Source organism: Streptomyces asoensis (genome assembly GCF_013085465.1).
Classification (GTDB): domain Bacteria; phylum Actinomycetota; class Actinomycetes; order Streptomycetales; family Streptomycetaceae; genus Streptomyces; species Streptomyces cacaoi_A.
On the sequence record NZ_CP049838.1, the window covers coordinates 3,098,255 to 3,123,964 of the forward strand.

The 25,710-nt window shown below is 71.6% G+C and carries 24 protein-coding genes and 1 pseudogene; 15 read left to right on the forward strand and 10 right to left on the reverse strand.

Features of this window, described 5'->3' with window-relative positions:
• Positions 1-43: 43 nt before the first annotated feature.
• Positions 44-265: pseudogene (locus G9272_RS13890) on the forward strand (transcriptional regulator); the annotation flags it as partial.
• A gap of 89 nt (positions 266-354) precedes the next feature.
• Here the strand turns inward: G9272_RS13890 and G9272_RS13895 are convergent.
• The 4 genes from G9272_RS13895 to G9272_RS13910 all read right to left on the reverse strand — a co-directional run bounded on the left by G9272_RS13895 (position 355) and on the right by G9272_RS13910 (position 5,261).
• Positions 355-1,578, reverse strand: a complete 1,224-nt coding sequence (locus G9272_RS13895; RefSeq protein WP_171396874.1) for an MFS transporter — start codon at positions 1,576-1,578, stop codon at positions 355-357.
• Positions 1,579-1,686: 108 nt separating this feature from the next.
• A complete protein-coding gene (locus G9272_RS13900; protein WP_171396875.1) occupies positions 1,687-2,748 on the reverse strand; it encodes an endonuclease/exonuclease/phosphatase family protein in 1,062 nt (353 codons plus the stop codon).
• A 182-nt stretch (positions 2,749-2,930) separates the two neighbouring features.
• Positions 2,931-3,539 (reverse strand): TetR/AcrR family transcriptional regulator, encoded by a 609-nt coding sequence (locus G9272_RS13905; RefSeq protein WP_171401974.1) that lies wholly within the window; start codon positions 3,537-3,539, stop codon positions 2,931-2,933.
• 126 nt (positions 3,540-3,665) lie between these two features.
• Positions 3,666-5,261 (reverse strand): MFS transporter, encoded by a 1,596-nt coding sequence (locus tag G9272_RS13910; RefSeq protein WP_171396876.1) that lies wholly within the window; start codon positions 5,259-5,261, stop codon positions 3,666-3,668.
• Between the two features lie 181 nt (positions 5,262-5,442).
• Here G9272_RS13910 and panB point away from each other — a divergent pair, with 181 nt between their 5' ends.
• From panB to G9272_RS13925, 3 genes are all read left to right on the forward strand, one after another.
• The gene (gene panB / locus G9272_RS13915; RefSeq protein WP_171396877.1) at positions 5,443-6,309 is read left to right on the forward strand and encodes a 3-methyl-2-oxobutanoate hydroxymethyltransferase; all 867 of its coding nucleotides are present in this window, start codon (positions 5,443-5,445) and stop codon (positions 6,307-6,309) included.
• Between the two features lie 204 nt (positions 6,310-6,513).
• The gene (locus G9272_RS13920; RefSeq protein ID WP_171396878.1) at positions 6,514-7,539 is read left to right on the forward strand and encodes an ATP-binding cassette domain-containing protein; all 1,026 of its coding nucleotides are present in this window, start codon (positions 6,514-6,516) and stop codon (positions 7,537-7,539) included.
• The gene (locus G9272_RS13925; RefSeq protein WP_171396879.1) at positions 7,536-8,354 is read left to right on the forward strand and encodes an ABC transporter permease; all 819 of its coding nucleotides are present in this window, start codon (positions 7,536-7,538) and stop codon (positions 8,352-8,354) included. The genes G9272_RS13920 and G9272_RS13925 overlap by 4 nt, the downstream gene beginning before the upstream one ends.
• Positions 8,355-8,407: 53 nt before the next feature.
• Here G9272_RS13925 and G9272_RS13930 read toward each other — a convergent pair whose 3' ends face one another.
• The gene (locus G9272_RS13930) at positions 8,408-11,860 is read right to left on the reverse strand and encodes an ATP-binding protein (RefSeq protein ID WP_171396880.1); all 3,453 of its coding nucleotides are present in this window, start codon (positions 11,858-11,860) and stop codon (positions 8,408-8,410) included.
• 173 nt (positions 11,861-12,033) lie between these two features.
• On the opposite strand from G9272_RS13930, the gene G9272_RS13935 reads away from it, so the two are divergent.
• Positions 12,034-12,834 (forward strand): site-2 protease family protein, encoded by an 801-nt coding sequence (locus tag G9272_RS13935; RefSeq protein WP_171396881.1) that lies wholly within the window; start codon positions 12,034-12,036, stop codon positions 12,832-12,834.
• Here the strand turns inward: G9272_RS13935 and G9272_RS13940 are convergent.
• Together G9272_RS13940 and npdG are read right to left on the reverse strand one after the other, a co-directional pair.
• Positions 12,824-13,042, reverse strand: coding sequence for a hypothetical protein (locus G9272_RS13940; protein ID WP_171396882.1), 219 nt, complete (start codon positions 13,040-13,042; stop codon positions 12,824-12,826). The genes G9272_RS13935 and G9272_RS13940 overlap by 11 nt on opposite strands.
• Before the next feature lie 63 nt (positions 13,043-13,105).
• On the reverse strand, positions 13,106-13,834 hold the full coding sequence (gene npdG, locus G9272_RS13945; RefSeq protein ID WP_171396883.1) for an NADPH-dependent F420 reductase: 729 nt from the start codon (positions 13,832-13,834) through the stop codon (positions 13,106-13,108).
• 103 nt (positions 13,835-13,937) lie between these two features.
• Between npdG and G9272_RS13950 the strand changes: the two genes are divergently transcribed.
• Together G9272_RS13950 and G9272_RS13955 are read left to right on the forward strand one after the other, a co-directional pair.
• Positions 13,938-14,534, forward strand: coding sequence for a hypothetical protein (locus tag G9272_RS13950; protein ID WP_171396884.1), 597 nt, complete (start codon positions 13,938-13,940; stop codon positions 14,532-14,534).
• Positions 14,535-14,627: 93 nt separating this feature from the next.
• Positions 14,628-15,953 carry an MFS transporter gene (locus G9272_RS13955; RefSeq protein ID WP_171396885.1) on the forward strand — a complete coding sequence of 442 codons (1,326 nt, stop codon included), beginning with the start codon at positions 14,628-14,630 and terminating at the stop codon, positions 15,951-15,953.
• A gap of 25 nt (positions 15,954-15,978) precedes the next feature.
• Here G9272_RS13955 and G9272_RS13960 read toward each other — a convergent pair whose 3' ends face one another.
• On the reverse strand, positions 15,979-16,212 hold the full coding sequence (locus tag G9272_RS13960; protein ID WP_171396886.1) for a hypothetical protein: 234 nt from the start codon (positions 16,210-16,212) through the stop codon (positions 15,979-15,981).
• Positions 16,213-16,269: 57 nt separating this feature from the next.
• Here G9272_RS13960 and map point away from each other — a divergent pair, with 57 nt between their 5' ends.
• Positions 16,270-17,127, forward strand: coding sequence for a type I methionyl aminopeptidase (map, locus tag G9272_RS13965; RefSeq protein ID WP_171396887.1), 858 nt, complete (start codon positions 16,270-16,272; stop codon positions 17,125-17,127).
• 114 nt (positions 17,128-17,241) lie between these two features.
• Complete coding sequence (locus tag G9272_RS13970; RefSeq protein WP_171396888.1) at positions 17,242-17,889, forward strand: heme oxygenase (biliverdin-producing); 648 nt, start codon at positions 17,242-17,244, stop codon at positions 17,887-17,889.
• 69 nt (positions 17,890-17,958) lie between these two features.
• On the opposite strand, the gene G9272_RS13975 is transcribed toward G9272_RS13970, so the two are convergent.
• Positions 17,959-18,183 (reverse strand): hypothetical protein, encoded by a 225-nt coding sequence (locus G9272_RS13975; RefSeq protein ID WP_171396889.1) that lies wholly within the window; start codon positions 18,181-18,183, stop codon positions 17,959-17,961.
• Positions 18,184-18,306: 123 nt separating this feature from the next.
• A complete protein-coding gene (locus G9272_RS13980; protein ID WP_171396890.1) occupies positions 18,307-18,951 on the reverse strand; it encodes a PhzF family phenazine biosynthesis protein in 645 nt (214 codons plus the stop codon).
• A gap of 70 nt (positions 18,952-19,021) precedes the next feature.
• On the opposite strand from G9272_RS13980, the gene G9272_RS13985 reads away from it, so the two are divergent.
• The 6 genes from G9272_RS13985 to G9272_RS14010 all read left to right on the forward strand — a co-directional run bounded on the left by G9272_RS13985 (position 19,022) and on the right by G9272_RS14010 (position 25,650).
• Positions 19,022-20,128, forward strand: coding sequence for a FecCD family ABC transporter permease (locus G9272_RS13985; RefSeq protein WP_216377817.1), 1,107 nt, complete (start codon positions 19,022-19,024; stop codon positions 20,126-20,128).
• Between the two features lie 251 nt (positions 20,129-20,379).
• The gene (locus tag G9272_RS13990; protein WP_171396891.1) at positions 20,380-21,198 is read left to right on the forward strand and encodes a heme ABC transporter ATP-binding protein; all 819 of its coding nucleotides are present in this window, start codon (positions 20,380-20,382) and stop codon (positions 21,196-21,198) included.
• A gap of 188 nt (positions 21,199-21,386) precedes the next feature.
• Entirely contained in the window at positions 21,387-22,526 is a 1,140-nt protein-coding gene (gene efeO / locus G9272_RS13995; protein ID WP_171396892.1) for an iron uptake system protein EfeO, read from the forward strand.
• A 15-nt stretch (positions 22,527-22,541) separates the two neighbouring features.
• A complete protein-coding gene (gene efeB, locus G9272_RS14000) occupies positions 22,542-23,789 on the forward strand; it encodes an iron uptake transporter deferrochelatase/peroxidase subunit (protein ID WP_171396893.1) in 1,248 nt (415 codons plus the stop codon).
• Positions 23,790-23,792: 3 nt separating this feature from the next.
• A complete protein-coding gene (gene efeU, locus G9272_RS14005) occupies positions 23,793-24,686 on the forward strand; it encodes an iron uptake transporter permease EfeU (RefSeq protein ID WP_171396894.1) in 894 nt (297 codons plus the stop codon).
• Complete coding sequence (locus G9272_RS14010; protein WP_171396895.1) at positions 24,625-25,650, forward strand: hypothetical protein; 1,026 nt, start codon at positions 24,625-24,627, stop codon at positions 25,648-25,650. The genes efeU and G9272_RS14010 overlap by 62 nt, the downstream gene beginning before the upstream one ends.
• The last annotated feature ends 60 nt before the right edge of the window (positions 25,651-25,710 follow it).

Genomic DNA, 25,710 nt, shown 5'->3' on the forward strand with positions numbered 1-25,710 from the left:
GTCCGCCGCGATGCGCCGTGCGTGATCGGTCCCGCGCTTCGCCCGTCTGTGGTTCAACGGCACCGCCGGCCCCTATGTCGGCGACCGCAGGACCATCGAGCATCCACTGGTGGGTGACATCTCCCTCGACGTCGATGTCCTGATGCCTGCCGGCACCGACCTCAGGACCATCACGCACGCGACCGCGGCCGAGACCACCGACGCGGAGAAGCTGGATGCGCTGCGTGCGGCCTGCCATCCGCGCCCTGGGCGTGGACACTCCTGACCATCGGATGGTGAAGGCACCGCTCGGGCCGGTGGCGTCGGCGAGGTCGACCAGCAGGCGGATCCGGCACGGCCGACCCCTCCGTGACGTCAGTGACGTACCCCCGCCTCCACCGTCCGCGGCACGTGCGTCGCGACGACGCGCTCGCGGCCGGTGGTCCGCGGGGCCCGGCGGGCGTCGACCACGGCCGCGATGCCCGCCACGACCAGGCCCAGGACCGCCAGTACCGCTCCCGCCAGCGCGGGTGAGGTCACGCCGAGGCCGGCCGTGAGGGCCAGGCCGCCGAGCCAGGCGCCGCCGGCGTTGGCCATGTTGAACGCGGCCTGGTTGGCGGAGGAGGCCAACGACGGGCCTGCGGCGGCCTTCTCCATCACCATCAGGTTGAGCGGCGAACCCGTCACGAACGCCGCCATGCCGAGCAGGACCACGGCCAGCGCACCGCCCCACGCCGTCGTCATCAGCAGCGGGAACAGGGCCAGGACGACCGCCAGGGACGTCAGGCCGCCGAACAGGGTCGGGCGCATCGCGTGGTCGGCGAGGCGGCCGCCCACCAGGTTGCCGATCGTCGCGCCGACACCGAACAGCGCGAGCAGCAGCGTCACGCTGGAGTCGGCGTAGCCGGCGGAGTCCGTCAGCATCGGGGTGATGTAGCTGTAGGCGGAGAAGAGGGCGCCGAAGCCGGCCACCGTCGTGCCGAGGGCCAGCCACACCGGCAGCGAGCGCAGGGCCGCCAGCTCGCGGCGCAGCCCGACGGCGGGCGCGTGGGTGTGGTCGCGCGGGATCAGCAGGGCCAGGGAGGCGATCGCCGCCAGGCCGATCACGCTGACGCCGAGGAAGGTCGCGCGCCAGCCGAGGTTCTGGCCCATGAGGGTGGCGACGGGGACTCCCGCGATGTTGGCGACGGTCAGGCCGAGGAACATCAGCGACACCGAGCGGGCCTTGCGCTCCGGGGCGACCATGTTGGTGGCCACCACCGCGCCGACGCCGAAGAACGCGCCGTGCGGGAGACCGCTGAGGAAGCGGGCGGCCAGCAGTGAGTCGTAGCCGGGGGCGAAGGCCGACAGCGCGTTGCCCACGACGAACAGTCCCATCAGGGAGATCAGGACGGTGCGGCGGGACATCCGTGCCGTCACGGCGGCCAGCAGCGGCGCGCCGATGACGACGCCGAGCGCGTACGCCGAGACCAGATGTCCGGCCGTCGGGATCGAGACGTGGAGGTCGTCCGCGACGTCGGGCAGCAGGCCCATCATCACGAACTCCGTGGTGCCGATTCCGAAGGCACCCACGGCCAGGGCGAGCAGGGCCAGGGGCATGGGGAACTTGCCTTTCAGGGAGAGTGGGATCCGTTCATCATACGTTTCGTATGTTCAAGTACGGAACAAACTCTCCTCGGCCCGCTATTCCAGCGGGTGACCCCCTGATTAAGGTGTGGTGACCTTCACACGCGCCGCCACCGGCAGATGATCACTGCCCGTCTGCGGAAGCGTCCAGGAGGTGACCGGCTCCACGCCCTTCACCATGATCTGGTCGATCCGCGCCATCGGGAACGACGCGGGCCAGCTGAAGCCGAAACCGCTGCCCGCCGCGCCCTGCGTGGAGCGCATCTGGGAGGTCACGGCATTGAGCGAGCGGTCGTTCATGGTGCCGTTGAGGTCACCGAGCAGGACCACCCGGGTCAGCTTCTCGTCGACGATCGCCTCGCCCAGCGCGTCCGCGCTCTTGTCGCGCTGCCGGGCGGTGAACCCGGCCTGGAGCTTCACCCGCACCGACGGGAGGTGGGCGACGTAGACGGCGACCTGTCCCTCCGGCGTCGTGACCGTCGCCCGCATCGCGCGCGTCCAGCCCAGCTTGATGTCGACGGGCTTCACAGCGCTCAGCGGATACCTGCTCCACAGGCCGACCGTGCCCTGCACCGAGTGGTACTTGTAGGTCGCCGCCAGCGCCTTCTCGTACACCGGCACCGCCGTGGCGGTCAGCTCCTCCAGGGCGAGCACATCGGCCTCGGACGCGGCCACGTCACGGGCGGTGCCGGCCGGGTCCGGATTGTCGGCGTTGACGTTGTGGGTGGCGACGGTGAGGTCGCCGCCGCTGCCGGTCCGGTCGACGAGGAGCCCGCCGAAGAGGTTCAGCCAGACCACGGCCGGGAGGACGACGGCGATCAGCGCGGTCGCCGACTTGCGCACCAGCGCCAGCACCAGCAGCACCGGCACGAACAGGCCGATCCAGGGCAGGAACGTCTCCGTGAGACTGCCGAGGTTGCCGTAGCGGTTGGGGATGCGCGAGTGCAGCCCCATCACCAGGGAGAACGCCAGGGCGAACCCGGTCAGGACCAGACCGCGCCGCCAGATGCGCGGATCACCGCGCCAGCCCGCGCGGATCCGGCCGAGCAGAGTGCCGATCAGGCGTCGGAGCCGAACTCCCCGAGGCTCGGGACCCGAGCCTCCGTTGTCGTCCGTCTCCGTCATGTACGCCTGCTGCGCCATACCGTCGCCTCACTGCCTGCCTTGCACACCGTCCGTTTCCCCGGGTACGACCCTAGGGGATGATCGGCTTTGTTCTCGCCGTCCCGTGACGGCCGTACGGGCACGAGGACGACCGGGGTGGTCCCACGGGTTCCGATGCCGGGCCGCAGAGCCCGGTCTGTGACGAAACGCGCACATTGGGGCTACCCGGTCGAGGAACTGACGGGGCGTAGCCCCGCGAGCAGCGTGTCGACGATGCGCGCGGGGAGTTCCTCGGGGAGGTCGGCGTCAGGGCGCATGATCGCGCGGACCAGCATGGGGCCCACGAAGATGTCGTTCAGCAGTTCCACATCCAGGTCGGCGCGCAGTTCGCCGTTCTCCTGACCCCGGCGCAGGACCTCGACGGCCATCCTGCGCCGGGGTTCTATCGCCGTGTTGTGGTACGCCGCCCAGATCTTCGGGCTGCTCTTCATCTGGGCGTGGACGTTGTGCAGGATCGCCGAGGAACGGTTGGCGAGGCCCCGCCGCCGCAGCGCCTCGAGGAGCACGATCAGGTCGTCGCGCATGGAGGTGCCGGGGAGTTCGGGGTCCTGCGGTTCGGCGGCGCGCAGCACGTCGACGAAGAGTTCCTCCTTGCCGCTCCATCGGCGGTAGATGGCGGCCTTGCCGACGCCGGCGGTACGGGCGATGCGCTCGATGGAGATCTCGGCGAGCGAGACGCCGTCCTCCAGCAGCTTCATCGTGCCCTCGATGATGGCCCGTTCGACGGCCTCGCTCCGGGGCCGTCCCCGGACGGGCTGCTCCCCGCCCATGCCGGTCCCCGGGACGGTGGTCCCCCTGTCGGCGAGGCTCACGTGTTCGATCCTTTCGTCGCAGTGGGGGAATTGTCGCCCAAGGGGCGGGTGGGGCGGCAATTCCGGCCGCCCCGGCCACCGCCCCTACGACTTCGTCCGCACCAACTCCCCTTCCTCCGCCGCGTCCTCCGGCGTCGGCTTCGGCCTGCCCGGCAGGAACAGGGCCACCACGACCGCGCCCACGGCCGCCACCCCGGCCCCGCACAGGGCGGTGACGTGCATGGCGTGCAGGAAGGCGTCGTTGGCGGGGGTGATCAGCGACCGGCCCTGGTCGCCGAGTTTCGCGGCGACCCCGAGCGTCGCCTCGATGGACTCGCCCGCCGTGTCGCGCAGACCCGCCGGCAGCGTGCCGAGGTGGCCCTCGATGCCGTCGCGGTACGACGCCGACAGCACCGAGCCGAGTACGGCGATGCCGAGCGCGCCGCCGAGCTGGCGGAAGGTGTTGCTGAGCGCGGAGGCGGAGCCGGCCTTCTCGCGGGGCAGGGCCTGCATGATGACCACGCTGGTGGGGGTCATGACATGGGCCATTCCGGTGCCCATGCAGAAGAAGACGATCTCCAGGAGCCAGATCGGGGTGTCGGCGTCCAGCGTGGCGAAGGCGACCAGGGTCGCCGCGAGGACGACCATCGCCGCGGTGGTCGTGACCCGGACCCCGAAGCGGTCGACGACCAGCCGGGCGCGCGGCGCGAAGATCAGCTGGGCGGCGGCCAGCGGCAGCAGGAGCAGACCGGACTGGAGCGGGGAGTAGCCACGCACGCTCTGGGTGTAGAAGACCGAGAAGAAGGTGACGCCCATCAGCGCGAAGAACACCAGCGTGATGACGGCCATCGCGGCCGAGAACACCTTGTTCTTGAAGTAGTCCATGTCGACGGACGGATGGTCGCTGCGCTTCTCGAACACCACGAACGCGACGAGGACCACCAGGCCGGCCGCTATGGTCGCCAGCACGGTCGGGTCCGTGAAGTCGGCCAGCTCGCCGCCCTTGATGATGCCGTAGACCAGCAGGACCAGGCCGACGACCGACAGGACGACGCCGACGAGGTCGACACGGCCGGGGTTCGGGTCGCGGGACTCGGGCACCAGCCACAGCATCAGCCCGAACGCGAGCAGCACGATCGGCACGTTGATGAGGAAGACCGAGCCCCACCAGAAGTGGTCGAGGAGCAGACCGCCGGTGATGGGTCCGATGGCGATGGCGAGCCCCACGCCGCCCGCCCAGATGCCGATCGCCTTGGGCTGCTCCTCGCGCTCGAAGACGTTCATCAGGACGGCGAGGGTCGCGGGCATCACGAAGGCGGCGCCGACGGCCATCAGCGCACGGAACGCGATGAGCTGGGTCGGCGAGCCGGATTCCGCGGCGAGCGCGGAGCCGATCCCGAACACGGCGAGTCCGCCGAGCAGGACCTTCTTGCGGCCCATCCGGTCACCGAGGAGACCGGCGGTGAACAGCAGTCCCGCGAAGACGAGCGTGTAGGAGTTGATCGCCCACTCCAGCTCGCTCTGGGTGGCACCGAGGCCGGTGGGGGCGGGTGTCGAGATCGTCTTGATCGCGACGTTCAGGATCGAGTTGTCGAGCACCACGATCAGCAGGCTCAGCATCAGGACACCGAGGATCGCCCAACGACGCCGGTGCACCGCTTCCGGTATCCGCGGAGCGGTGGGGACGGCAGGAGTAGTCATGGCGTCGAGCGTAGGGCACTTCCGATACGAGACCGTCTCGTATCGATTCCTCTTACCGTTTTTCTTACTGAGGCTTTACCCACAGGAGGCGGTCTGGCTCTCCCTGGCACGAAGTGCCACCATGGGTGGTGGTCCGGGGACGCCGTGAGGGCGCCTCGAGATGACGTAAGGAGCCGTTGCAATGACGCAGCTTTCGGCTGCCCACACGAATGCCCCCGACGGCAGCAAGGCGCTGTACGGAGGCAAGGGCACACGCCGTATCACCGTCCGCGACATCGCCCTCGCCAAGGAGCGCGGCGAGAAGTGGCCCATGCTCACCGCCTACGACGCGATGACCGCCTCCGTCTTCGACGAGGCCGGGATCCCGGTGATGCTGGTGGGCGACTCGGCGGGCAACTGCCACCTGGGGTACGAGACGACCGTGCCCGTCACCCTCGACGAGATGACCATGCTGTCGGCGGCGGTCGTACGGGGCACCAGCCGTGCGCTGATCGTCGGCGACCTGCCCTTCGGCTCCTACCAGGAGGGACCGGTGCAGGCGCTGCGCTCGGCGACCCGGCTGGTGAAGGAGGCCGGGGTCGGGGCCGTGAAGCTGGAGGGCGGTGAGCGCTCGCACCGCCAGATCGAGCTCCTCGTCGAGTCCGGCATCCCGGTCATGGCGCACATCGGCCTGACCCCGCAGTCCGTGAACGCGATGGGCTACCGCGTGCAGGGACGCGGCGAGGAGGCCGCCCAGCAGTTGCTGCGGGACGCGAAGGCCGTGCAGGACGCGGGCGCGTTCGCGGTGGTGCTGGAGCTGGTTCCGGCCGAGCTGGCCGCCGAGGTCACCCGGGTGCTGCACATCCCGACCGTCGGCATCGGCGCCGGGCCGGAGACGGACGCCCAGGTGCTGGTGTGGACCGACATGCTCGGGCTGACCGGCGGCCGGGTGCCGAAGTTCGTCAAGCAGTACGCGAACCTGCGTGAGGTCATGGGCGACGCGGCGAAGGCGTTCGCCGAGGACGTCGTCGGCGGAACGTTCCCGCTGGACGAGCACAGCGTCCACTGAGCCATTTCCGCACCACCGCAGCCCGCCGATCTTCCCCCGTCGGCGGGCTGCGCTCTTTTGCGTCCGAACCGGCGCCGCTCTCGCGGAGGTGGTTCCTCGCCGTCGTGGTTCCTCGATCGATGGTCGCGGTGATTGTCGGGAGGATGTCGGTGCTGTCGGCGTCCTGTCGGTGGTTTGTCGGTGGGGGTCGGCAGAGTTCCTGTCATGACGCGAATCGACAAGAACCCCAGTGGCGCGGACAGCGCTGTAACCGTTCGGGGGTTGGTCAAGCACTACGGCGAGACCAAGGCACTGGACGGCGTCGACCTTGATGTACGGGCCGGAACCGTGATGGGGGTGCTCGGGCCGAACGGCGCCGGGAAGACGACCCTCGTGCGGATCCTGTCCACCCTGCTGGCCGCCGACAGCGGGCAGGCGACCGTCGCCGGCTACGACGTCGCACGCCAGCCCCGGCAGCTGCGCCGGGTGATCGGGCTCACCGGGCAGTACGCCTCCGTGGACGAGAAGCTCCCCGGCTGGGAGAACCTGTACCTCATCGGACGGCTGCTCGACCTGCCCCGCAAGGAGGCCCGCAACCGCGCCGACGAGCTGCTGGAGCGGTTCTCGCTGACGGACGCCGCCAAGCGGCCCGCGAGCACCTACTCCGGCGGTATGCGGCGGCGGCTCGACCTCGCCGCGTCGATGATCGGCCGGCCGCAGGTGCTGTTCCTGGACGAGCCGACGACCGGGCTCGACCCGCGCACCCGCAACGAGGTGTGGACCGAGGTCAAGGCGATGGTCGGAGACGGGGTCACCGTGCTCCTGACCACCCAGTACATGGAGGAGGCCGAGCAGCTCGCCTCCGAGCTGACCGTCGTCGACCGGGGCAAGGTCATCGCCGGCGGCGGCATCGAGGAGCTGAAGGCCCGGGTCGGCGGCCGGACGCTGCGGGTACGGCCCGCCGACCCGCTTCAGCTGCGGCCGCTGGCGAGCTGGCTCGACGGCCTCGGCATCACCGGGCTCGCCACCACCGTCGTGGACGCCGAGCGCGGTTCCGTGCTGGTGCCGGTGCTCAGCGACGAGCAGCTGACCGCCGTGATCGGCGCGGTCAGCGCGCGCGGCATCACGCTCACCTCCCTCACCACCGAACTGCCCAGCCTGGACGAGGTCTTCCTGTCCCTCACCGGCCACCGGGCGAGTGCCCCGCAGGACGCCCAGCCCACCGAGACCCGCGAGGAGGTCGCCGTATGAGCGCGGCCACGATCGACATCAGCACGACATCCGACGCGCGCATCCCGTTGCGCAGCCACCTCCGGCACACCGGCGCGCTGATCCGCCGCAACCTGCTGTGGATCCGGCAGGACCCCGAGTCGATGTTCGACGCGGTCCTCTTCCCGGTGATCTTCACCCTGCTGTTCGTGTACGTCTTCGGCGGCTCGATCGGGCAGTCGCTGGGCGGCGGGCAGGAGGCGTACGTGCAGTACGTCATCCCCGGGCTGCTGGCCATGATGGGGATGAACATGGCGCAGGGCGTGGGCACCGGCTTCAACACGGACTTCAACTCCGGCGTAATGGACCGCTTCCGGTCACTGCCCATCGGACGGGGCTCGGTGCTCTTCGCCAAGATCGTCGTCGAGCTGATGCGCATGCTGGTCGCGTGCGCGATCCTCGTGGTGGTGGCCGTTCTGGTGGGCTTCGACATCACCCACTGGCCCGGTCTGTTCGCAGCCGTGGGACTGGCCACGGTGTTCGGCTCGGCGCTGATGTGGGTGTTCCTCACCCTCGGCGTGGTGATGAAGAACGCGCAGTCCGTGCAGGCGATGGGCTTCCTGGTGCTGATGCCGCTCCAGTTCGGCTCGTCGATCTTCGCCCCGACCCAGTCGATGCCCGGCTGGCTCCAGAACTTCACCGAGTACAACCCGCTGTCCTCGCTCGCGGACGCGGCGCGCGGACTGATGGTGGGCGGGCCGGTCGCGCACGGACTGTGGGTGACGCTGGCCTGGTCGATAGGGCTCACCGCGGTGATGGCGCCGGTCGCGATCCACAAGTTCCGCACGAAGACCTGAGGCGGGGCGCCGCACGAGTCACGGCAGGACGCGTCAGGACGCGTCAGAACGATTCACACCAGGGCGGTGGCCTCCTCGTAGGAGAGGCCACCGCCCTCGGCGTACGCGCTCTCGAACTCCGCGTCGCCGAGCGCACCGCGGGTCCGGGCCATGGCCAGGTCGCGCGCCTCACGCTCCACCCGCGGGGGTACATGGCTCGGCGGCAGCAGGGTGTCGGCGGCACCGAGGCAGCGGGCGGCGTCAGCGGCGCGGCTGCCGCCGTCGACGCCGGACAGGGCGGTCGCGGCGATGAAGAGATAGAAGGAGCGCATCTGCGGGGCCATGGCCACGGACAGCGGATCCGTGGCCCGGCCCAGGGCGGACCGGATGCCGGTCAGGGCCTGCGCGGACCGGCCGTCGACCGCGTCCAGCCAGCCCTCCGCGCCCAGGATGAAGGCGTCGAAGACCGCGAAGTGACCGAAGTCGAACTGCTCGCGCAGCAGGCGCAGTTGCTCGCGGGCTTCGGTGCGGCGCCCGGTGGCGCCGAGCCAGCCGGCGAGGAAGAGGCGGGCGATGTGCATGGCCTCGTTGACCGCGCGATCCTCGCCGGCGATCACCTCGCGCAGCACGCGTTCGCCCCGCTCCTCGTCACCTGCCTCCAGCAGCGCGCTGCCCAGGCGGGCGGCGAGGACCCCGGACTGGGAGCGGGCGCCGAGCCGTTCGGCCTGCTCGATGGCGTCCTCGTAGTCGGCGGCGGCGTCGCGGTAGGCGCCGAGGCGTTCGTGGGCCTCGGCGCGGGCGGAGAGGGCCTCGGCGGTGCCCCAGGCGTCGCCCATGCGCTGGAAGATCTCCAGGGCCTCGGCCGCGTCACGGAACGCGCTCTCGGCCCAGTCGGCGCGGTTGGCGAGGATGTTGGCGCGCATCTGGAGGCAGGAGGCGAGCTCCCACTCGTAGCCGGGCGTCCGGCGGCAGGTGTCGACGCTGGCGTCGATGATGGTGCGGATGCGGGCCGGGTCACCGGTCATCATCACGGCGAAGAACCAGAGCAGGCCGGGTGCGCGGCAGGTCTGCGGCTGGCCGGGCTCGTAGGTCTCGGCGATGAGACGCAGCTTGGTCTGCGACGTCGAGGTCTGCCAGGCCTCCATCTCGGTGTCCATACAGGCCAGATGAGCCAGGTGCACACCGCGCCGGGCCTCCGTGAGGGTCTCGCCGGTCATCGGCGGCGGGGCATCGGTGCAGGACTTCCACACCGGCGCGGCCGGGCGCAGGGGTTCGGCGAACGGGTCGGGGCCCAGGGCCATGACCTCGACGCACCAGGTGCGGGCCTCGATGCGCAGGTCGCGCATCTGCCAGTACCAGACGAGGGACAGGGTCAGGCAGAGCGCCTCCTGCTCGTCACGTGCCGCGACGGCGCGGCCCAGCGCGGTGCGCAGGTTCTCGTACTCCAGCTGGAAGCGGTCGATGGCGTCCCGCTGCCCGGGGCCGCGCAGCAACGGGTCGGTGGTGCGGGCGAGTTCGCGGTAGTACGTCAGATGCGCACGCTCGGCCGCTTCCCGCCGCCCCGACTCGTCCAGCCGCTCACCCGCGTACTCGGCGACGGTCTCCAGCAGCCGGTAGCGCATGTCACCCCGTGGGTCCGGAGCGGCGACGACGAGCGACTTGTCGACCAGCGAGGCAAGCAGATCGAACGAGGAACGGCCCCCGAGAGACCCACCGAAGACAAGCGGCTCACGGGAATCCAGTGCGTCGCGGGGGCCGTGCCCCTCGCGGGAGTCGTGGCCCGGGCCGGGGGCGGGGGTGGTCGGGGTGGTCGGGGTGCAGACTGCCTCGACTGCGGCGAGGTCGCAGCCGCGGGCGAAGACCGACAGGCGGGCCAGGACGTCGCGTTCGTCCTCGTCGAGCAGGTCCCAGGACCAGTCGACGACGGCCCGCAGGGTCTGCTGGCGGGGCAGGACGGTCCGGCTGCCGGAGGTCAGGAGCCGGAAGCGGTCGTCGAGCCGGTCGGCGATCTGACGGGGCGTCAGCATTCGCAGCCGGGCGGCGGCCAGCTCGATGGCGAGCGGCATACCGTCGAGCCGACGGCAGATCTCCGCACAGGCCGCCGCGGTCTCGTCGTCGGCGTCGGGCCGGAATCCGGGCCGGGCGGCCGCGCCCCGGTCGGCGAGCAGCCGCAGCGCCACCCGCTCCGGCAGCGGATCCAGCGGGCGCAGCACCTCCCCGGGCACACCGAGCGGCTCACGGCTGGTGGCCAGCACCGTCACCTCGGGGCAGCGCGCCAGCAGTTCCTCGACGAGCCGGGCGGCGGCCTCGACCACGTGCTCACAGTTGTCGAGGACGATCAGCATGCGGCGTCGGGCGCAGTGCTCGACCAGACGCTCCAGGGGGTCGTCGTGGCGCTCGGCGGCGACCCGCATCTCCTCGGCGCCGGCACCGTACAGCACGGTCTCGCGGGCTCCCACGGCGGTGAGGACGGCCTGCGGCACGGCGTCCGGGTCGGCGACGGGCGCGAGCTCGGCCAGCCAGACGCCGTCGCGCGCGGTGTCCCGTACGGTCTCGGCGCTCTCCTGCGACAGCCGGGTCTTGCCGGCCCCGCCGGGCCCGAGCAGGGTGACGAGCCGCGCGCTCGCGAGGTCCCCCCGGATCGCCGCGATGTCGGCCTCCCGGCCGACGAAGGAGGTGAGGCGGGCCCGGAGGTTGCCGAGGGGCGGGGGCGGCGGGGCGGGGGCAGCCGGTGAGGGCGCCCGGCCCGGGCCCGCGGGCGGGACGGGACGGGACGGTTCCCCGGGGCTTCCCGGATCGCCGGGGGCGAGCAACTCCGTGTGCAGGGCGCGCAGTTCGGGGCCGGGGTCGGCGCCGAGGCGGTCCGCCAGCAGTCGGCGGACCTCGTCGTACGCGGCCAGCGCCTGAGCGGTGCGGCCCGCCTCGCGCAGGGCGCGCAGCCGCAGGGCCTGGAGGGGCTCGTCCAGCGGGTGGGCGTCGCACAGGGCGGTGAGTTCGGGCAGCGACCGCTCGGCCTGGCCGAGGGCGATCGCGGCGGTGTGCCGGGCGCGCACCGCGTCGAGGCGGCGGGCCTCCCAGCGGGCCGCCTCGGCGGCGCGGTCGGGCAGGTCGGCGAGGGCCGGGCCCTGCCACAGGGCGAGGGCGTCGTCGAGGACGACGGCCGCCTTGGCGGGGTCTTCGTCGGTGAGCGCGCGGATGCCGTCGGCGGTCAGCCGCTCGAAGCGGTGCAGGTCGACGTCGTCCGGGGCGGCGGCCAGCCGGTAGCCGCCCTCGGCGGAGTCGATCGCGCCCGCCCCGAGGGCCCGGCGCAGCCGGCCGACCAGCGCCTGGAGCGCGCCCGGCGCGTCGGCGGGCGGGTCGCCGGCCCACACCTCCTCCACCAGCAGCCCGGCGGGAACGCTCCGGCCGGCCCGCAACGCCAGCACGGCCAGCAGGGCGCGCAGCCGCGCTCCGCCGACGGCGACGGGGACGCCGTCAGGACGGAGTGCCTGGGTGGTGCCGAGGATGCGGTAGCGCACGGGGTCCATTCTCTCCGGTGGGATCGAGGTCGGTCACGGGGTTCCGGCGGGGTGGCGCGAGCCGGTTGCCCGCGCGTTTCGTGTCCCAGGAACCGAGGGTCGGCCACGAGACGTTTTCCCGGTATGCCCGGGCCGGGTACGGTCGGGCAGTTCCACACACGCGTACGAACTCAGGGGGCCCCATGACGACCGCCACCACCCGCAGCGCCGAGCGGCGGATCAGTCCCGTCTTCCTCGGGATCCTGGCCGTGACGGCGGTCACCGGCTGGGCGACCTGGACGGGGTTCGCCGAGCAGCCGGGCGTGGCGGTGTTCCTGTTCGTGACGGCCGCCTGGATCGTGTCCCTGTGTCTGCACGAGTACGCACACGCGCGTACCGCCCTGCACAGCGGTGACATCTCGGTCGGCGCGAAGGGGTATCTCACGCTCAACCCGCTGAAGTACACGCACGCCCTGCTCAGCGTGGTGCTGCCGGTGCTGTTCGTGATCATGGGCGGGATCGGTCTGCCGGGCGGTGCGGTCTTCATCGAGCGCGCGCGGATCCGGGGGCGGTGGCGGCACAGTCTGATCTCGGCGGCCGGTCCGCTGACGAACGTGCTGTTCGCGGTGGTGTGCACGGCGCCGTTCTGGCTGGACGCGCTGGACGGCGTGCCGGCCGACTTCCGGTTCGCGCTCGCCTTCCTCGCCCTGCTCCAGGTCACGGCGGCGATCCTGAACTTCCTTCCGGTGCCCGGTCTGGACGGCTACGGGGTCATCGAGCCCTGGCTGTCGTACAACGTCAAGCGGCAGGTGGAGCCGTTCGCGCCGTTCGGCCTGCTGTTCGTGTTCGCGCTGCTGTGGGTGCCGGCGGTCAACGGAGTCTTCTTCGACATGGTCGACGCGGTGCTGCGCGGTCTCGGGATCGGCGACCTGGAGACGTACTGCGGTCAGTCGCTGTACCGCTTCTGGGAGGGCACGAACGAGTTCTGCGCGGTCAGCGGCTGACGTCGGCCCCCGCGGCCCTGCGCACCTTTTCCCGCTTCACGTAGTACCAGGTCATGTTGGAGGACAGGCCCGCGAGCAGCACCCACACGACGCCCAGGAAACTGCCCTGGACGAAGGAGACGACCGCCGCGGCCACGGCGAGTACGCAGACGACGAGGGTGTAGAGGGCGAGCCGCCGGGTCGAGCTGGGCGGGGGCACGGGGGACATGGGTCCGGTTCTCCTGTCGGGGGGACACTGCCGGGCTGGCTCCGACCAGTGTCCCCCATGCGCTCATACGTCCGTGACGCGCAGCCCCGCGTGGGCCTTGTAGCGGCGGTTGACCGAGATCAGGTTGGCGACCAGGGACTCCACCTGGTGGGCGTTGCGCAGCCGTCCGGCGAAGACACCCCGCATGCCGGGGATCCGGCCGGCCAGCGCCTGCACGAGCTCGACGTCGGCCCGCTCCTCGCCCAGCACCATCACGTCGGTGTCGATCTCGTCGATCTCCGGGTCCTGGAGGAGGACCGCCGAGAGGTGGTGGAAGGCGGCGGCGACGCGGGAGTCCGGCAGCAGGGCGGCGGCCTGCTCGGCGGCGCTGCCCTCCTCCGGCTTCAGCGCGTAGGCGCCCTTCTTGTCGAAGCCGAGCGGGTTGACGCAGTCGACGACCAGTTTGCCGGCCAGCTCCTCGCGCAGGGACTCCAGGGTCTTGCCGTGGCCGTCCCACGGTACGGCGACGATCACGATGTCGCTGCGGCGCGCGGTCTCGGCGTTGTCGGCGCCCTCGACACCGTGCCCGAGCTCGTCGGCGGCGGCCTGGGCGCGGTCGGCGGCACGCGAACCGATGATCACCTTCTGGCCGGCCTTGGCGAGCCGGTAGGCGAGACCCTTGCCCTGCGGGCCGGTCCCACCGAGCACGCCGACGACCAGTCCGGAGACGTCGGGGAGGTCCCAGGGGTCCTTGGCGGGGGCCTTCGCCGGGGCGGCCGCGGAGGTGTTCTGTGCACTGTCGGTAGAGGTCATGGGCCGACTTTACGTGGGCGTGCGGAGCGGTCCTTCGTCATGTCGGGTGAACGAGGGGCGAACCCCGGGCGGGCGGCGGCCGGTTGCGGCACGATGCGGCCGCATGGACGCCGTACGGGTCGCGCTGCTGCGTGAGGTGCTCGCCGGGACCGAGTGGCTGGGGGCCACCCGGAGGTTCGCCGGGGTGCTGCGCGGGTCGGTCGTGTCGCACGGGGGCGGGCTGCTGCTGGTGGGCACGGCGGCGTACGAGCCCTGGCATCTCGCGGCGCATCTGGTGGACGAGGCCGCGTGGTCGGGTACGCCGGAGCTGGCGCCGACCCTGGTAAGGCATGACGCGCGTCCTTCCGACCCGGCGCATCTCGCGGTCGGCCTGGGCCGGATCGAGGCGGCCCGGCGGGGCGAGACGCTGCTGGTGGCGTCGCCGTCGGGGGACGCACCGCTCCTCGAGCGGGTGTCGGACGCCCGGCGGGCCGGCGTCATGATCCTGACCCTCGGCCCGGGCGAGGGGGAGCTGACGGCCCTGGCCCACGAGACGCTGGCCGTGCCGGACGGCTCCGAGCTGGACCTGGACACCGTGCAGCACCTGGTGAGCGCGGCCGCCGGCGAGATGCTGCCTCCGGCGAGAGGGCGCCGACGATTCGCCGACCGTCTCTCCCACCTTGCCGAACGGCTGACGGCACCGCCCCCTCCCCCGTGGTGACCTGCCCGCCTGCCCACCCACCTGCCCGCCGGTCCGCCGGTCCGCCGAAAAGCAGTTGCCCCTCGCTCCGCTCCCGCCCGAGCATGGCCCCTCGTGACCGACAACGATGTCCCCGCTGCCGCGCCGCCCGCTCCCTCCGGTCTGCGTGGCCTGCTCCCCGATCTCGCCCCCTGGCGGGCCTCACGGGACTTCCGGCGGCTCTGGGTGTCGGGCACGGTGTCGAACTTCGGAAGCTTCCTCACCTTCGTGGCGCTGCCGGTGCAGTTGAAGGAGCTGACCGGATCGGCCGCGGCGGTGGGGGCGATCGGGGCCGTGGAGCTGGTGCCGCTCCTGGTGTTCGGCCTGTACGGCGGGGCCCTCGCGGACGCGTGGGACAAGCGGAAGCTCATCGTGTGGACGGAGGCCGGGCAGGGACTGCTCAGCGCGATACTGCTGGTCAACGCGCTGCTGCCGGGGCCGGCGGTCTGGCCGCTGTACCTCGTCGCCGCGCTCTCCTCCGCCCTCGTCTCCGTCCAGCGGCCCGCACTGGACTCGCTCTGGCCGCGGATCGTCGCCCATGAGCAGCTGCCGGCGGCGACCGCGCTGAACTCGCTGCGGTGGACCGTGGGCGGGGTCGCGGGACCGGCACTCGCCGGTGTCGTCGTCGCGTACGCGGGCCTCGGCTGGGCCTACGCCGCCGACCTCCTCACCTTCGTGGCGTCGGTCGCCCTCGTCGTCCCCATCGCCGCCTCACCGGCCGCGCACGAGGCGGCGAAGCCCTCCCTCAAGGCCATCGCCGAGGGCGCCCGGTACGCCTGGGGCCGCAAGGAGCTCCTCGGCACGTACGCCGTCGATCTCGCGGCGATGTTCCTCGCCATGCCGCTCGCCGTGCTGCCGTTCCTCGCCGACGAACTGGACGCCGAGTGGTCGCTGGGCCTGATGTACGCGTCGGTGCCGGCGGGGGCGCTGCTGGTGAGCCTGACCAGCGGCTGGACCTCACGGGTGCACCGGCACGGGCGGATGGTGGTGCTGTCGGCCGCGCTGTGGGGCGGGGCGATCGCCGCCGCCGGGCTCGCCGGGAACGTCTGGCTGGTGCTGTTCTGCCTCGCCCTCGCGGGCGCCTTCGACATGGTCAGCGGCATCTTCCGCGGGGTCATGTGGAACCAGACGATCCCTGACGAGCTGCGCGGACGGCTCGCCGGGATCGAGCTGCTGTCCTACTCCGTGGGGCCGACGGTCGGCCAGGTGCGCAGCGGCGGCCTGGCGGCCTGGCTGGGGGTGCGGACGTCCGTCTGGTCGGGCGGGGTGCTGTGCGTGGGCGCGGTGGGGCTGCTGGCGCTGTGCCTGCCGGGCCTGATGACGTACGACGTGCGCACGAACGAGCACGCGGCGCGGCTGCGCGCCGAGCGGTCGGCAGCCGCACCGGTCATGGACGTGTGATCGATCGCGTGATCGCCGGGGGTGATCAGTCGTCGTCGGGGGCCCCGGCCGCCGGGGCGTCGTGCCACTTGGGGTCGTTCTCCCACTGGAGGTTGCGCTCGCGGGCGGTCTGCATCGCGTGCTCGGCCTCCGCGCGGGTGGCGTACGGGCCGAAACGGTCCTTGGCCGGGCACTCCGGCCCCTCCTCGACCTTCTTGTGCTCCAGGCAGTAGTACCACTCGCCCGGTTTGCCGACGGTCCGCTTCTTGAACAGGGGCATGACGGCTCCTCTCGCCATCGTCATGTTCCCCCATGGCCGCTCGTTAGACTCACTCGCATGTCTGGCCAGTCGCTGCTCGTCCCGGGGGAGCTGTCCCCCCTCCGTTCGGTGCCCGGAAACATCCGCCGCCCCGAGTACGTCGGCAAGCCCGCGCCGACGCCGTACACCGGGCCGGAGGTGCAGACGCCCGAGACGATCGAGGCGATGCGCCGGGCCGGCCGGATCGCCGCGCAGGCGATGGCGGAGGCCGCGAAGCTGATCTCGCCGGGGGTCACCACCGACGAACTGGACCGGGTGGCACACGAGTACATGTGCGACCACGGCGCCTATCCGTCGACGCTGGGCTACCGCGGCTTCCCCAAGTCCCTGTGCACGAGCGTCAACGAGGTCATCTGCCACGGCATCCCGGACTCGACGGTCCTGCGGGACGGCGACATCGTCAACCTCGACGTGACGGCGTACATCGGCGGGGTGCACGGCGACAACAACGCCACGTACCTGGTCGGGGACGTCGACGAGGAGTCGCGGCTGCTGGTGGAGCGGACCCGGGAGTCCCTCGAGCGGGCGATCAAGGCGGTCCGGCCCGGCCGGCAGATCAACATCATCGGGCGGGTCATCGAGTCGTACGCCAAGCGGTTCGGGTACGGCGTGGTGCGGGACTTCACGGGGCACGGGATCAACTCGTCGTTCCACTCCGGGCTGATCGTCCCGCACTACGACAGCCCGCACGCGACGACCGTCATCCAGCCCGGGATGACGTTCACGATCGAGCCGATGCTGACGCTCGGCACGCACGAGTACGACATGTGGGACGACGGCTGGACGGTGCTGACCAAGGACCGCAAGCGGACGGCCCAGTTCGAGCACACGCTGGTGGTGACCGAGACGGGGGCGGACATCCTCACGCTGCCGTAACGGAACCGAAGGCCCGTTCCCTGCTGGGGGCGGGTCTTTTCTTGTACGCTTTTACCGACACGGCGTCGGCAAACCCATTGACTTAGGTAAGCCTTACCTTAAAGGATGTGGGGCATGGACTCGTTCTCGACACTCATCCGCACGGCCTCCCACGAGCAGCACGTGGAGGCCGAGACCTCGACGTTCATGAGTGACCTCCTCGGCGGCAGGCTCGGCGTCGAGGCGTACGCGCGCTACACCGAGCAGCTCTGGTTCGTCTACGAGGCGCTGGAGGCCGGCGCCGGGCGACTGGGCTCGGACCCGGTGGCCGGGCCCTTCATCCAGCCCGGGCTGTTCCGGCTGCCGGCGCTGGAGCGGGACCTGGCGCATCTGCGGGGCGCCGGATGGCGGTCGGGGGTGTCGGCCCTGCCGGCGACCGAGGCGTACGCGGCGCGGGTGCGGGAGTGTGCCGAGCGCTGGCCGGCGGGATACGTCGCCCACCACTACACGCGCTACCTGGGCGATCTCTCCGGCGGGCAGATCATCCGCGACAAGGCGGAGCGGACCTGGGGCTTCGAGCGCAAGGGCGACGGCGTCCGCTTCTACGTCTTCGAGGAGATCGGCAACCCGGCGGCGTTCAAGCGGGGTTACCGGGAACTGCTGGACGGGGTGCGCGCGGACGACCTGGAGAAGCAGCGGATCGTGAGCGAGTGCAAGCGTGCCTTCGCGCTGAACACCGACGTCTTCCGGGCCCTGGGCGAGGAGTTCCCGCTCTCGGCGTGAGCCGGCTTCGCGGACGGACGGAGACGGACCGGGCCCCCTCGCCGCACGGCGAGGGGGCCCGGCGCCGGATCAGAAACGGTCGCAGTGCTTGCCGGCCCAGAAGATGTCGGCCGAGGACGTGTCGATCGCGCCGATGTACGGGCTGCACACGCCCTCGTGCCCGCCGAAGTGGTGGTGCTCGCGAGGACCCTCGTGGTGCTGGCGGGGACCCTCGTCGGCGATGGCGGCCGTCGCGCCGGTGGCGGCGAGGGCGAAGCCCAGGACGGTTGCGGCCAGAACTGAACGGATACGCATGGCGTTCCTCTCACGGGGCTCAGTGGTCACGCCCAGAGGTCCCCGTTCACCCCTTCCCGCACACGCCAGACCACCCGTACGGCCGCGTAAGACTCCGCGGACACCCGCGACCGGCCGTAGGGTTCAGCGTTCCAGGAACACCCGTCCGCCGATCTCCACCCACCCGTACGGCTGCGGGGCCGTCAGGATCTGGGAGCCCGCACCCTGGGTGATGTTCAGGGCGCGGCCGAGCCGCTCGGTGAGCAGCAGCGCCGGCGCGCCCGTCGCCTCGATCTCGTCGATGCCGTCGCCGCGGCCGGGGAAGCCGCGGGCGCGGATCCGGCCGGCCGGCTCGTCCTCCCAGGCCCAGGCGTAGATCCAGTCGCCGGCCGGCGGCACGGGCAGGTCGTCGACCTCGGCGGCGGTGGCGTACCGGTGGAACACGCACGGCGGGGCCCACTCCGCGCGCGCCTCGATCCAGGTGAACTCCCCGTCCAGGCGGGTGCCCACGGCGCCGGCCGGCGTGACGAGTTCGGGCACGTCGAGCAGCCAGGCCACGCCCACGCACGAGTGGTCCGCGAAGGACAGGCGTTGGGTGGGCGTGTAGACGTCGATGATCCCGCGCTCGGGGTCGTCGACGAACACCGTCTCGCCGAAGCCGAGTTTCGCCGCGAGGTCCTGCCGGTCCTCGCGGTCCGGCAGCACCGAACCTTCGCGGACCACGCCCAGTTCATTGCCGTAGCCGCCGTTCGGCGCGCAGAAGACGCGGAGCACGTCGTAATCAGTCACCGGGGAATTGAAGCACCGTCGGGCGGCCGAGCCATGGCGGGTGAAGGTTAGGCTAACCTAAGCTTCGGCCATGACCGTCCTGGACAAGCCCGCCGACACCGGTGGCTCCGCCGGCACCGCCGCCCCCGCTCCCCCGGCCGGCCGGAAGCGACACAGCGCCGTCTGGCTGCTGACCGCCGGGCTGGTCCTGGCGCTTCTGGTGCTCGTGCCGGTGGCCGGCGGGCTCGGCGCCTATCCGGTCCCGATCGGGGACGTGCTCTCCTCCGTGCAGCACCGAACGGGCCTCGGGGGCCACGAATTGGACCGGGTCGCGGAGTCGGTGCTGTGGAACGTACGGTTCCCGCGCATCGTGCTCGCGCTGCTCGTCGGCGCCTCACTGGGGTGCGCGGGCGCGCTGATGCAGGGCGTGTTCGGCAACCCCCTCGCCGAGCCGGGCGTCATCGGGATCTCCTCGGGCGCGGCGGTCGGCGCGGTCGCCTCGATCGCCTTCGGCCTGAACTTCCTCGGCAACTGGACGGTGTCGGCGTTCGCGTTCGCCGCCGGGCTCGGCACGGTCCTGCTGGTGTACGTGATGTCGCGCTCAGGGGGCCGCACCGAGGTGGTGACGCTGATCCTCACCGGGATCGCCGTGAACGCCTTCGCGGGGGCGCTGATCGGGCTGTGCCTCTTCTTCGCGGACACGGCGGCGATCCAGCAGATCACCTTCTGGCAGCTCGGCTCGCTGTCCCAGGCGACCTGGCCGAAAGTGCTCGCCGTGCTGCCCTGTGCGGCGCTCGGGCTCGCGCTCGCGCCCCTGTACTCGCGCCGACTGGACCTGCTGGCGCTCGGCGAGCGGCCGGCCCGGCATCTGGGCGTGGACGTGGAGCGGCTGCGGATCGTGCTGATCCTGGTGGTGGCGTTGCTGACGGCGGCCGCGGTGAGCGTGTCCGGGATCATCAGCTTCGTCGGGCTGGTGGTCCCGCATCTGCTGCGCATGGCGGCGGGGCCGGGGCACCGGTTCCTGGTGCCGGGGAGCGCGTTGCTGGGGGCGGTGGTGCTGCTGGCGGCGGATCTCGCGGCCCGCACGGTCGCCGTGCCGGCGGAGCTTCCGCTCGGCGTCCTGACGGCTCTGCTCGGGAGTCCGTTCTTCTTCTGGCTGTTGCGCAGGACGCGGCGCCGCCAAGGGGGTTGGGCTTGAGGCCCACCCGCCCCTTCCCCGGGGCGCCGCCGCCGGCCGTCCGGTGTGCGCGGATGCGCCGTTGGGGGGTGGGGTCGGGGCGCGTGCCGGTCGGCTGTGGCCGGTCGCGCAGTTCCCCGCGCCTCTGGGGGGGGGGCGGGCTACGCCCTGCCCCCCACCCGGCCGCCGGCCGCCGGCCGTCCAGAGCAACCCGAAGCAACCCCATCCGCCTGTCCGTTCGGCGTTCGTCGTCGCCTTTCGAGGGATCGTCCATGAGACTTCTTCGCCGTCGGTTCTCGCCTCCCGAGGGTGTTGTGCCCGGTGATCTGCTTGCCGAGGCCATGGGGCTTCATGTGCGGCTCGGGGGGCGGGAGGTGCTCCGGGGCGTGGATGTCGAGGTGCGGGCCGGTGAGGTGCTTGCGCTGGTGGGGCCCAACGGGGCCGGGAAGTCGACGGTGCTCGGTGCGCTTGCCGCCGATCTGCCGGCCGCGCGGGGTGTCGTGCGGATCCTGGGCCGTCCCGCCACGGAGTGGAGCGCCCCGGAGCTGGCCCTGCGGCGGGCCGTGCTGCCCCAGGCTGCCGCGCTCTCCTTCCCGTTCACCGTGGTGGAGGTCGTCCGGATGGGGCGCGCCCCGCACGCCCCCTCCCCCGCCGAGGACGACCGCGCGGTCGCCGGGGCGATGGCCGCCACCGAGGTGAGCGGGTTCGCCGAGCGGCCCTTCTCCGCGCTGAGCGGCGGCGAGCGGGCCCGGGTCGCGCTGGCCCGGGTACTGGCGCAGGGCGCGCCGCTGTTGCTGCTCGACGAGCCGACCGCCGCCCTGGACCTGAAACACCAGGAGCTGGTGTTGCGGCTGTGTCGGGAAAGGGCGCACGAGGGGGACGCGGTGGTCGTGGTCCTGCACGATCTGGGGCTCGCCGCCGCCTACGCGCACCGGGTCGCGATCCTGTGCGCCGGGCAGGTGGCGGCGGACGGTCCGCCGGGCGAGGTGTTCACCGAGCGGCTGCTCTCGGAGGTATACGACCAGCCGGTCGAGGTGCTTCCGCACCCCCGGACGGGAGCCGTGCTGGTGACCCCGAAACGGAATCTTTGAATCTCCTTTGACCATCCCATGGGGTCCGTTTTGAGTCACCGTGATCGTCTCGTGCTCATACGGCGTCTATGAGAGGTGAATCACTGCACGGGCGGGTATTACGCAGGTAAGCCTTGGATAAGTTAGGCGAGGCTCACCAACCCTGTGAGCCGCGTCACGCCCTTATTCAGCCATCGCTGGGAGCCCGAATGCGAGCCGCCAGACTGTCCGTCGTCACCGCCGTCACCGCCGTGACCGCACTGACCGCCGTCACCGGCTGCACCTCGAAGAGCGACGCGAAAGACGGCGACCGCGTCATCAGCGTGACCGCCACCGACGCCAAGTGCGTGACCTCCAAGAAGGAGATCTCCGCCGGACACGTCGAGCTCGCCATCGAGAACAAGGGTTCCAAGGTCACCGAGGTCTACATCCTCTTCCCGGACGACCGGATCGTCAGCGAGCGGGAGAACATCGGCCCCGGCACCAAGCAGCGGGTCACCGCCGAGGTGAAGGCCGGTGACTACCAGATCGCCTGCAAGCCCGGCATGAAGGGCACCGGCATCCGCCAGGACCTCAAGGTCACCGGCGGCTCGGTCGCCAAGCGTGACCCGCGCCTGGACAAGGCCGTCGCCGCCTACCGCGAGTACGCGCAGGAGCAGGCCGACGCCACGCTGCCGCTCGTCGCGACCTTCGTGAAGGCGGTCAAGGCCGGGGACCTCGAGGCGGCCAAGGCGGCCTACGCGCCCTCCCGCATCGGCTGGGAGCGCACCGAGCCGGTCGCGGAGTCCTTCGGTGACATCGACCCGAAGGTCGACGTCCGCGCGGACGGCCTGGAGGCCGGTCAGACCTGGACCGGCTGGCACCGGCTGGAGAAGGCCCTCTGGCAGGACAAGAAGATCACCGCCGCCGAGAAGACCCTCGCCGACCAGCTCACCACCGACCTGACCGACTGGCAGAAGCGGGTCGGCAAGGCCGAGATCACCCCGACCTCCATGGCCAACGGCGCCAAGGAGCTCCTCGACGAGGTCGCCACCGGCAAGGTCACCGGCGAGGAGGAGCGCTACTCGCACACCGACCTCGTCGACTTCAAGGCCAACGTCGAGGGCGCCCAGAAGTCCTACGAGCTGCTCAAGCCGGTCGCCCAGGAGAACGACGCGGCCCTGGTCACCGAGCTGGACAAGCAGTTCGCCGCGCTGAACACGCTGCTGGACAAGTACCGCCCGAACACGTCCTCGTACGCGTTCACCGCGTACGACAAGGTCGCCGCCGCGGACCGCAAGGAACTGTCCGACGCGGTCAACGCGCTCGCCGAGCCGCTGTCCAAGCTCGCCGCCGCCGTGGCGAAGTAACCGAGGGGCCAGGACATGACCGAGACCCAGGGCAGCAGTCCCTCCCGGCGCTCGCTGATCGGCTGGGGCGGCGCGGGCCTCGCGCTCGGCGCCGCGGCGGCCGGCGGCGCGGTCGCGATGACCCGCACCGGCGACGACGTCGACCCGGCGGCCGCCGAGGCGGGCGCCGCGGTCGGCTTCCACGGCAGCGTCCAGGCGGGCATCGCCACGCCCGTGCAGGACCGGCTGCACTTCGCCGCGTTCGACGTGACGACCACGGACCGCGCCGAGTTCGTCCAGCTGCTGAAGGACTGGACGGAGGCGGCCCGCCGGATGACGGCCGGGAAGGCGGTCGGCGAGGGCGCGTACGGCGGCCTCGCCGAGGCGCCGCCGGACGACACCGGCGAGGCCCTGGGGCTCAAGCCGTCCCGGCTGACCCTGACGGTCGGCTTCGGGCCGTCGTTGTTCAAGAAGCTCGACCTCGCCGACCGGCGGCCCGACGCGCTCGTCGACCTGCCCACCTTCGCCGGGGACGCGCTCGACGCGGCCCGCAGCAACGGCGACCTGTGTGTCCAGGCCTGCGCGGACGATCCGCAGGTCGCCGTGCACGCGATCCGCAACCTGGCCCGGATCGGCATGGGCAAGGTCGTCATCCGCTGGTCGCAGCTCGGCTTCGGCAAGACCTCGTCCACGACGCCCGACGCGCAGACCCCGCGCAACCTGATGGGCTTCAAGGACGGCACCCGCAACATCGCGGGCACCGAGACCGACCGGCTGAAGAAGTTCGTGTGGGTCGGCGAGAAGGACGGACCCGACTGGATGGTGGGCGGCTCCTATCTCGTCGCCCGCCGGATCCGCATGCACATCGAGACCTGGGACCGCACCTCGCTCCAGGAGCAGGAGGACATCTTCGGCCGCGACAAGGGCGAGGGCGCTCCGGTCGGCAAGGCGAAGGAGCGCGACGAGCCGTTCCTGAAGGCGATGAAGCCCGACGCGCACGTACGGCTCGCGCACCCGGACTCCAACCACGGGGCGACGATCCTGCGCCGCGGCTACTCCTTCACCGACGGCACCGACGGCCTCGGCCGGCTCGAGGCCGGTCTGTTCTTCCTCGCCTACCAGCGCGATGTGCGCGAGGGGTTCGTCCGCGTCCAGCGCAACCTCGCGTCCGACGCGCTCAACGAGTACATCCAGCACGTGGGTTCGGCCGTCTTCGCCGTCCCGCCGGGCGTCCGTGACAAGGACGACTGGTGGGGCCGGACGCTGTTCTCCGAGGAGGCGTAGCCCGTGTTCTCCAACTACCTGATCGGACTGCGCGAGGGCCTGGAGGCCAGCCTCGTCGTCTGCATCCTCATCGCCTACCTGGTGAAGACGGACCGCAGGGACGCCCTCAAGCCGATCTGGATCGGCATCGGCGTCGCGGTCGCGCTCGCGCTCGGCTTCGGCTGCGTCCTCGAATTCGGCTCCCAGGAACTGACGTTCCAGGCGCAGGAGGCGCTCGGCGGCTCCCTGTCGATCCTCGCGGTCGGCCTGGTGACCTGGATGGTCTTCTGGATGCGGCGCACCGCCCGGCATCTGAAGTCGGAGCTGCACGGCAAGCTGGACGCGGCCCTCGCGATGGGCACCGGCGCCCTGGTCGCCACCGCCTTCCTCGCGGTCGGCCGGGAGGGCCTGGAGACCGCCCTGTTCGTCTGGGCGTCGGTGCACGCGGCCGGCGACGGCACCCCGCGCCCGCTGATCGGCGTGGCCCTGGGCCTGGCGACCGCCGTCCTGCTGGGCTGGCTGTTCTACCGCGGGGCACTGAAGATCAACCTCGCCAAGTTCTTCACCTGGACCGGCGGCATGCTCGTCGTGGTGGCCGCGGGCGTGCTGGCGTACGGCGTCCACGACCTCCAGGAGGCCGACCTGGTCCCGGGCCTGAACAGCCTGGCCTTCGACATCAGCGGCACGCTCCCGCCGGACAGCTGGTACGGCACGCTGCTGAAGGGCGTGTTCAACTTCCAGCCCGATCCGACGGTCCTCCAGGTCACGGTGTGGCTGCTGTACCTGGTCCCGACACTCGCGCTGTTCCTCGCCCCGGTAGGGTTCGCCTCCGGGAAGGGGAAGGTGAAGTCGCCTGATGAGCAGGGAACGCAGCCTGACGACCGGGGTTCCGCGCAGTCGAAGGCTCCGCGCACGTGACCGGTACGCACTCGTAGCGGCGTCGCTCACCGCCGTCTCGCTCACGGCGAGCGGCTGCGTGGTGGTCCATGGGGAGCTCGAGTTGCTCCCGGCCGCCACGAAGGCGGAAGCCGTGAAGGCGGTCGAGCAGTTCACGTCCGCCTACAACAAGGCCGACGCGGCGTACGACAGTTCCCTGGACGCCGACTACACCACCGGTGCCCTCGGGATCATCGACGAGGCGCGGCTGAAGGCGGGCCGCGTCAACAACCCGGACGGCAACCCGCAGCACACACCGCTGGTGCTGTCGGACGTGAAGTACACGATCGTCGAGAAGGCGGGCTGGCCGCGCTGGTTCGTCGCCGACGCGAAGGGCAACAAGGGCGGCGACTCACGCTGGCTGATGGTGTTCACCCGGGGCGAGCGGGCGGAGCCGTGGCAGGCGACCTATCTGACGCTGGTGGCGCCGGGCTCGGTACCGGAGTTCAAGCAGTCGGGCAAGGACGGCCACGCCGAGGCCGTGCCGGCCGACTCCGCCGAACTGGCCGTCGCCCCCGAGGACTTGAGCAAGCACTACACGGCGTACCTGCAAAGCGGCAAGGGTGCCTTCGCGGACGGCGCGTACACCGACACGCTGCGCTCCACCCGGGCGAAGAACGCCACCAAGCCGGGCCTGGCCACGCAGTACATCGACGAGCCGCTGACCGGCGGCGACTATGCGCCGCTGGCGCTGCGCACCGCGGACGGCGGGGCGCTGGTCTTCTTCACCACGCACCACTACATGAAGCAGACTGCCGCGACGGGCGCCGCCGTGCCCACCCCGAACAAGAACGTGGGCGCGCTGACGACCGGTGAGATCAAGCAGTCCCTGACGATGGAGTTCGTCGCCAACGACGTCGCCCTGGCCCCGGCGAAGGGTTCGGCGAACGGCAAGGTGTCGATGCTCAGCCGCCTGGAGGGCCTGACCGCGGCGAAGGGCGCGTAGCGCTCCGCGGGCCGCATGGTGAGCCACCACCGAGTGCGTTGGCACCTGCGGGTGCGTCGT

Bases quoted from the DNA above. Each gene is read 5' to 3' on its own strand.
- G9272_RS13895 (WP_171396874.1), bottom strand. From the start codon at position 1,578: ATGCCCCTGGCCCTGCTCGCCCTGGCCGTGGGTGCCTTCGGAATCGGC.
- G9272_RS13900 (WP_171396875.1), bottom strand. From the start codon at position 2,748: ATGGCGCAGCAGGCGTACATGACGGAGACGGACGACAACGGAGGCTCG.
- G9272_RS13905 (WP_171401974.1), bottom strand. From the start codon at position 3,539: ATGGGCGGGGAGCAGCCCGTCCGGGGACGGCCCCGGAGCGAGGCCGTC.
- G9272_RS13910 (WP_171396876.1), bottom strand. From the start codon at position 5,261: ATGACTACTCCTGCCGTCCCCACCGCTCCGCGGATACCGGAAGCGGTG.
- panB (WP_171396877.1), top strand. From the start codon at position 5,443: ATGACGCAGCTTTCGGCTGCCCACACGAATGCCCCCGACGGCAGCAAG.
- G9272_RS13920 (WP_171396878.1), top strand. From the start codon at position 6,514: ATGACGCGAATCGACAAGAACCCCAGTGGCGCGGACAGCGCTGTAACC.
- G9272_RS13925 (WP_171396879.1), top strand. From the start codon at position 7,536: ATGAGCGCGGCCACGATCGACATCAGCACGACATCCGACGCGCGCATC.
- G9272_RS13930 (WP_171396880.1), bottom strand. From the start codon at position 11,860: ATGGACCCCGTGCGCTACCGCATCCTCGGCACCACCCAGGCACTCCGT.
- G9272_RS13935 (WP_171396881.1), top strand. From the start codon at position 12,034: ATGACGACCGCCACCACCCGCAGCGCCGAGCGGCGGATCAGTCCCGTC.
- G9272_RS13940 (WP_171396882.1), bottom strand. From the start codon at position 13,042: ATGTCCCCCGTGCCCCCGCCCAGCTCGACCCGGCGGCTCGCCCTCTAC.
- npdG (WP_171396883.1), bottom strand. From the start codon at position 13,834: ATGACCTCTACCGACAGTGCACAGAACACCTCCGCGGCCGCCCCGGCG.
- G9272_RS13950 (WP_171396884.1), top strand. From the start codon at position 13,938: ATGGACGCCGTACGGGTCGCGCTGCTGCGTGAGGTGCTCGCCGGGACC.
- G9272_RS13960 (WP_171396886.1), bottom strand. From the start codon at position 16,212: ATGCCCCTGTTCAAGAAGCGGACCGTCGGCAAACCGGGCGAGTGGTAC.
- map (WP_171396887.1), top strand. From the start codon at position 16,270: ATGTCTGGCCAGTCGCTGCTCGTCCCGGGGGAGCTGTCCCCCCTCCGT.
- G9272_RS13970 (WP_171396888.1), top strand. From the start codon at position 17,242: ATGGACTCGTTCTCGACACTCATCCGCACGGCCTCCCACGAGCAGCAC.
- G9272_RS13975 (WP_171396889.1), bottom strand. From the start codon at position 18,183: ATGCGTATCCGTTCAGTTCTGGCCGCAACCGTCCTGGGCTTCGCCCTC.
- G9272_RS13985 (WP_216377817.1), top strand. From the start codon at position 19,022: ATGACCGTCCTGGACAAGCCCGCCGACACCGGTGGCTCCGCCGGCACC.
- G9272_RS13990 (WP_171396891.1), top strand. From the start codon at position 20,380: ATGAGACTTCTTCGCCGTCGGTTCTCGCCTCCCGAGGGTGTTGTGCCC.
- efeO (WP_171396892.1), top strand. From the start codon at position 21,387: ATGCGAGCCGCCAGACTGTCCGTCGTCACCGCCGTCACCGCCGTGACC.
- efeB (WP_171396893.1), top strand. From the start codon at position 22,542: ATGACCGAGACCCAGGGCAGCAGTCCCTCCCGGCGCTCGCTGATCGGC.
- G9272_RS14010 (WP_171396895.1), top strand. From the start codon at position 24,625: ATGAGCAGGGAACGCAGCCTGACGACCGGGGTTCCGCGCAGTCGAAGG.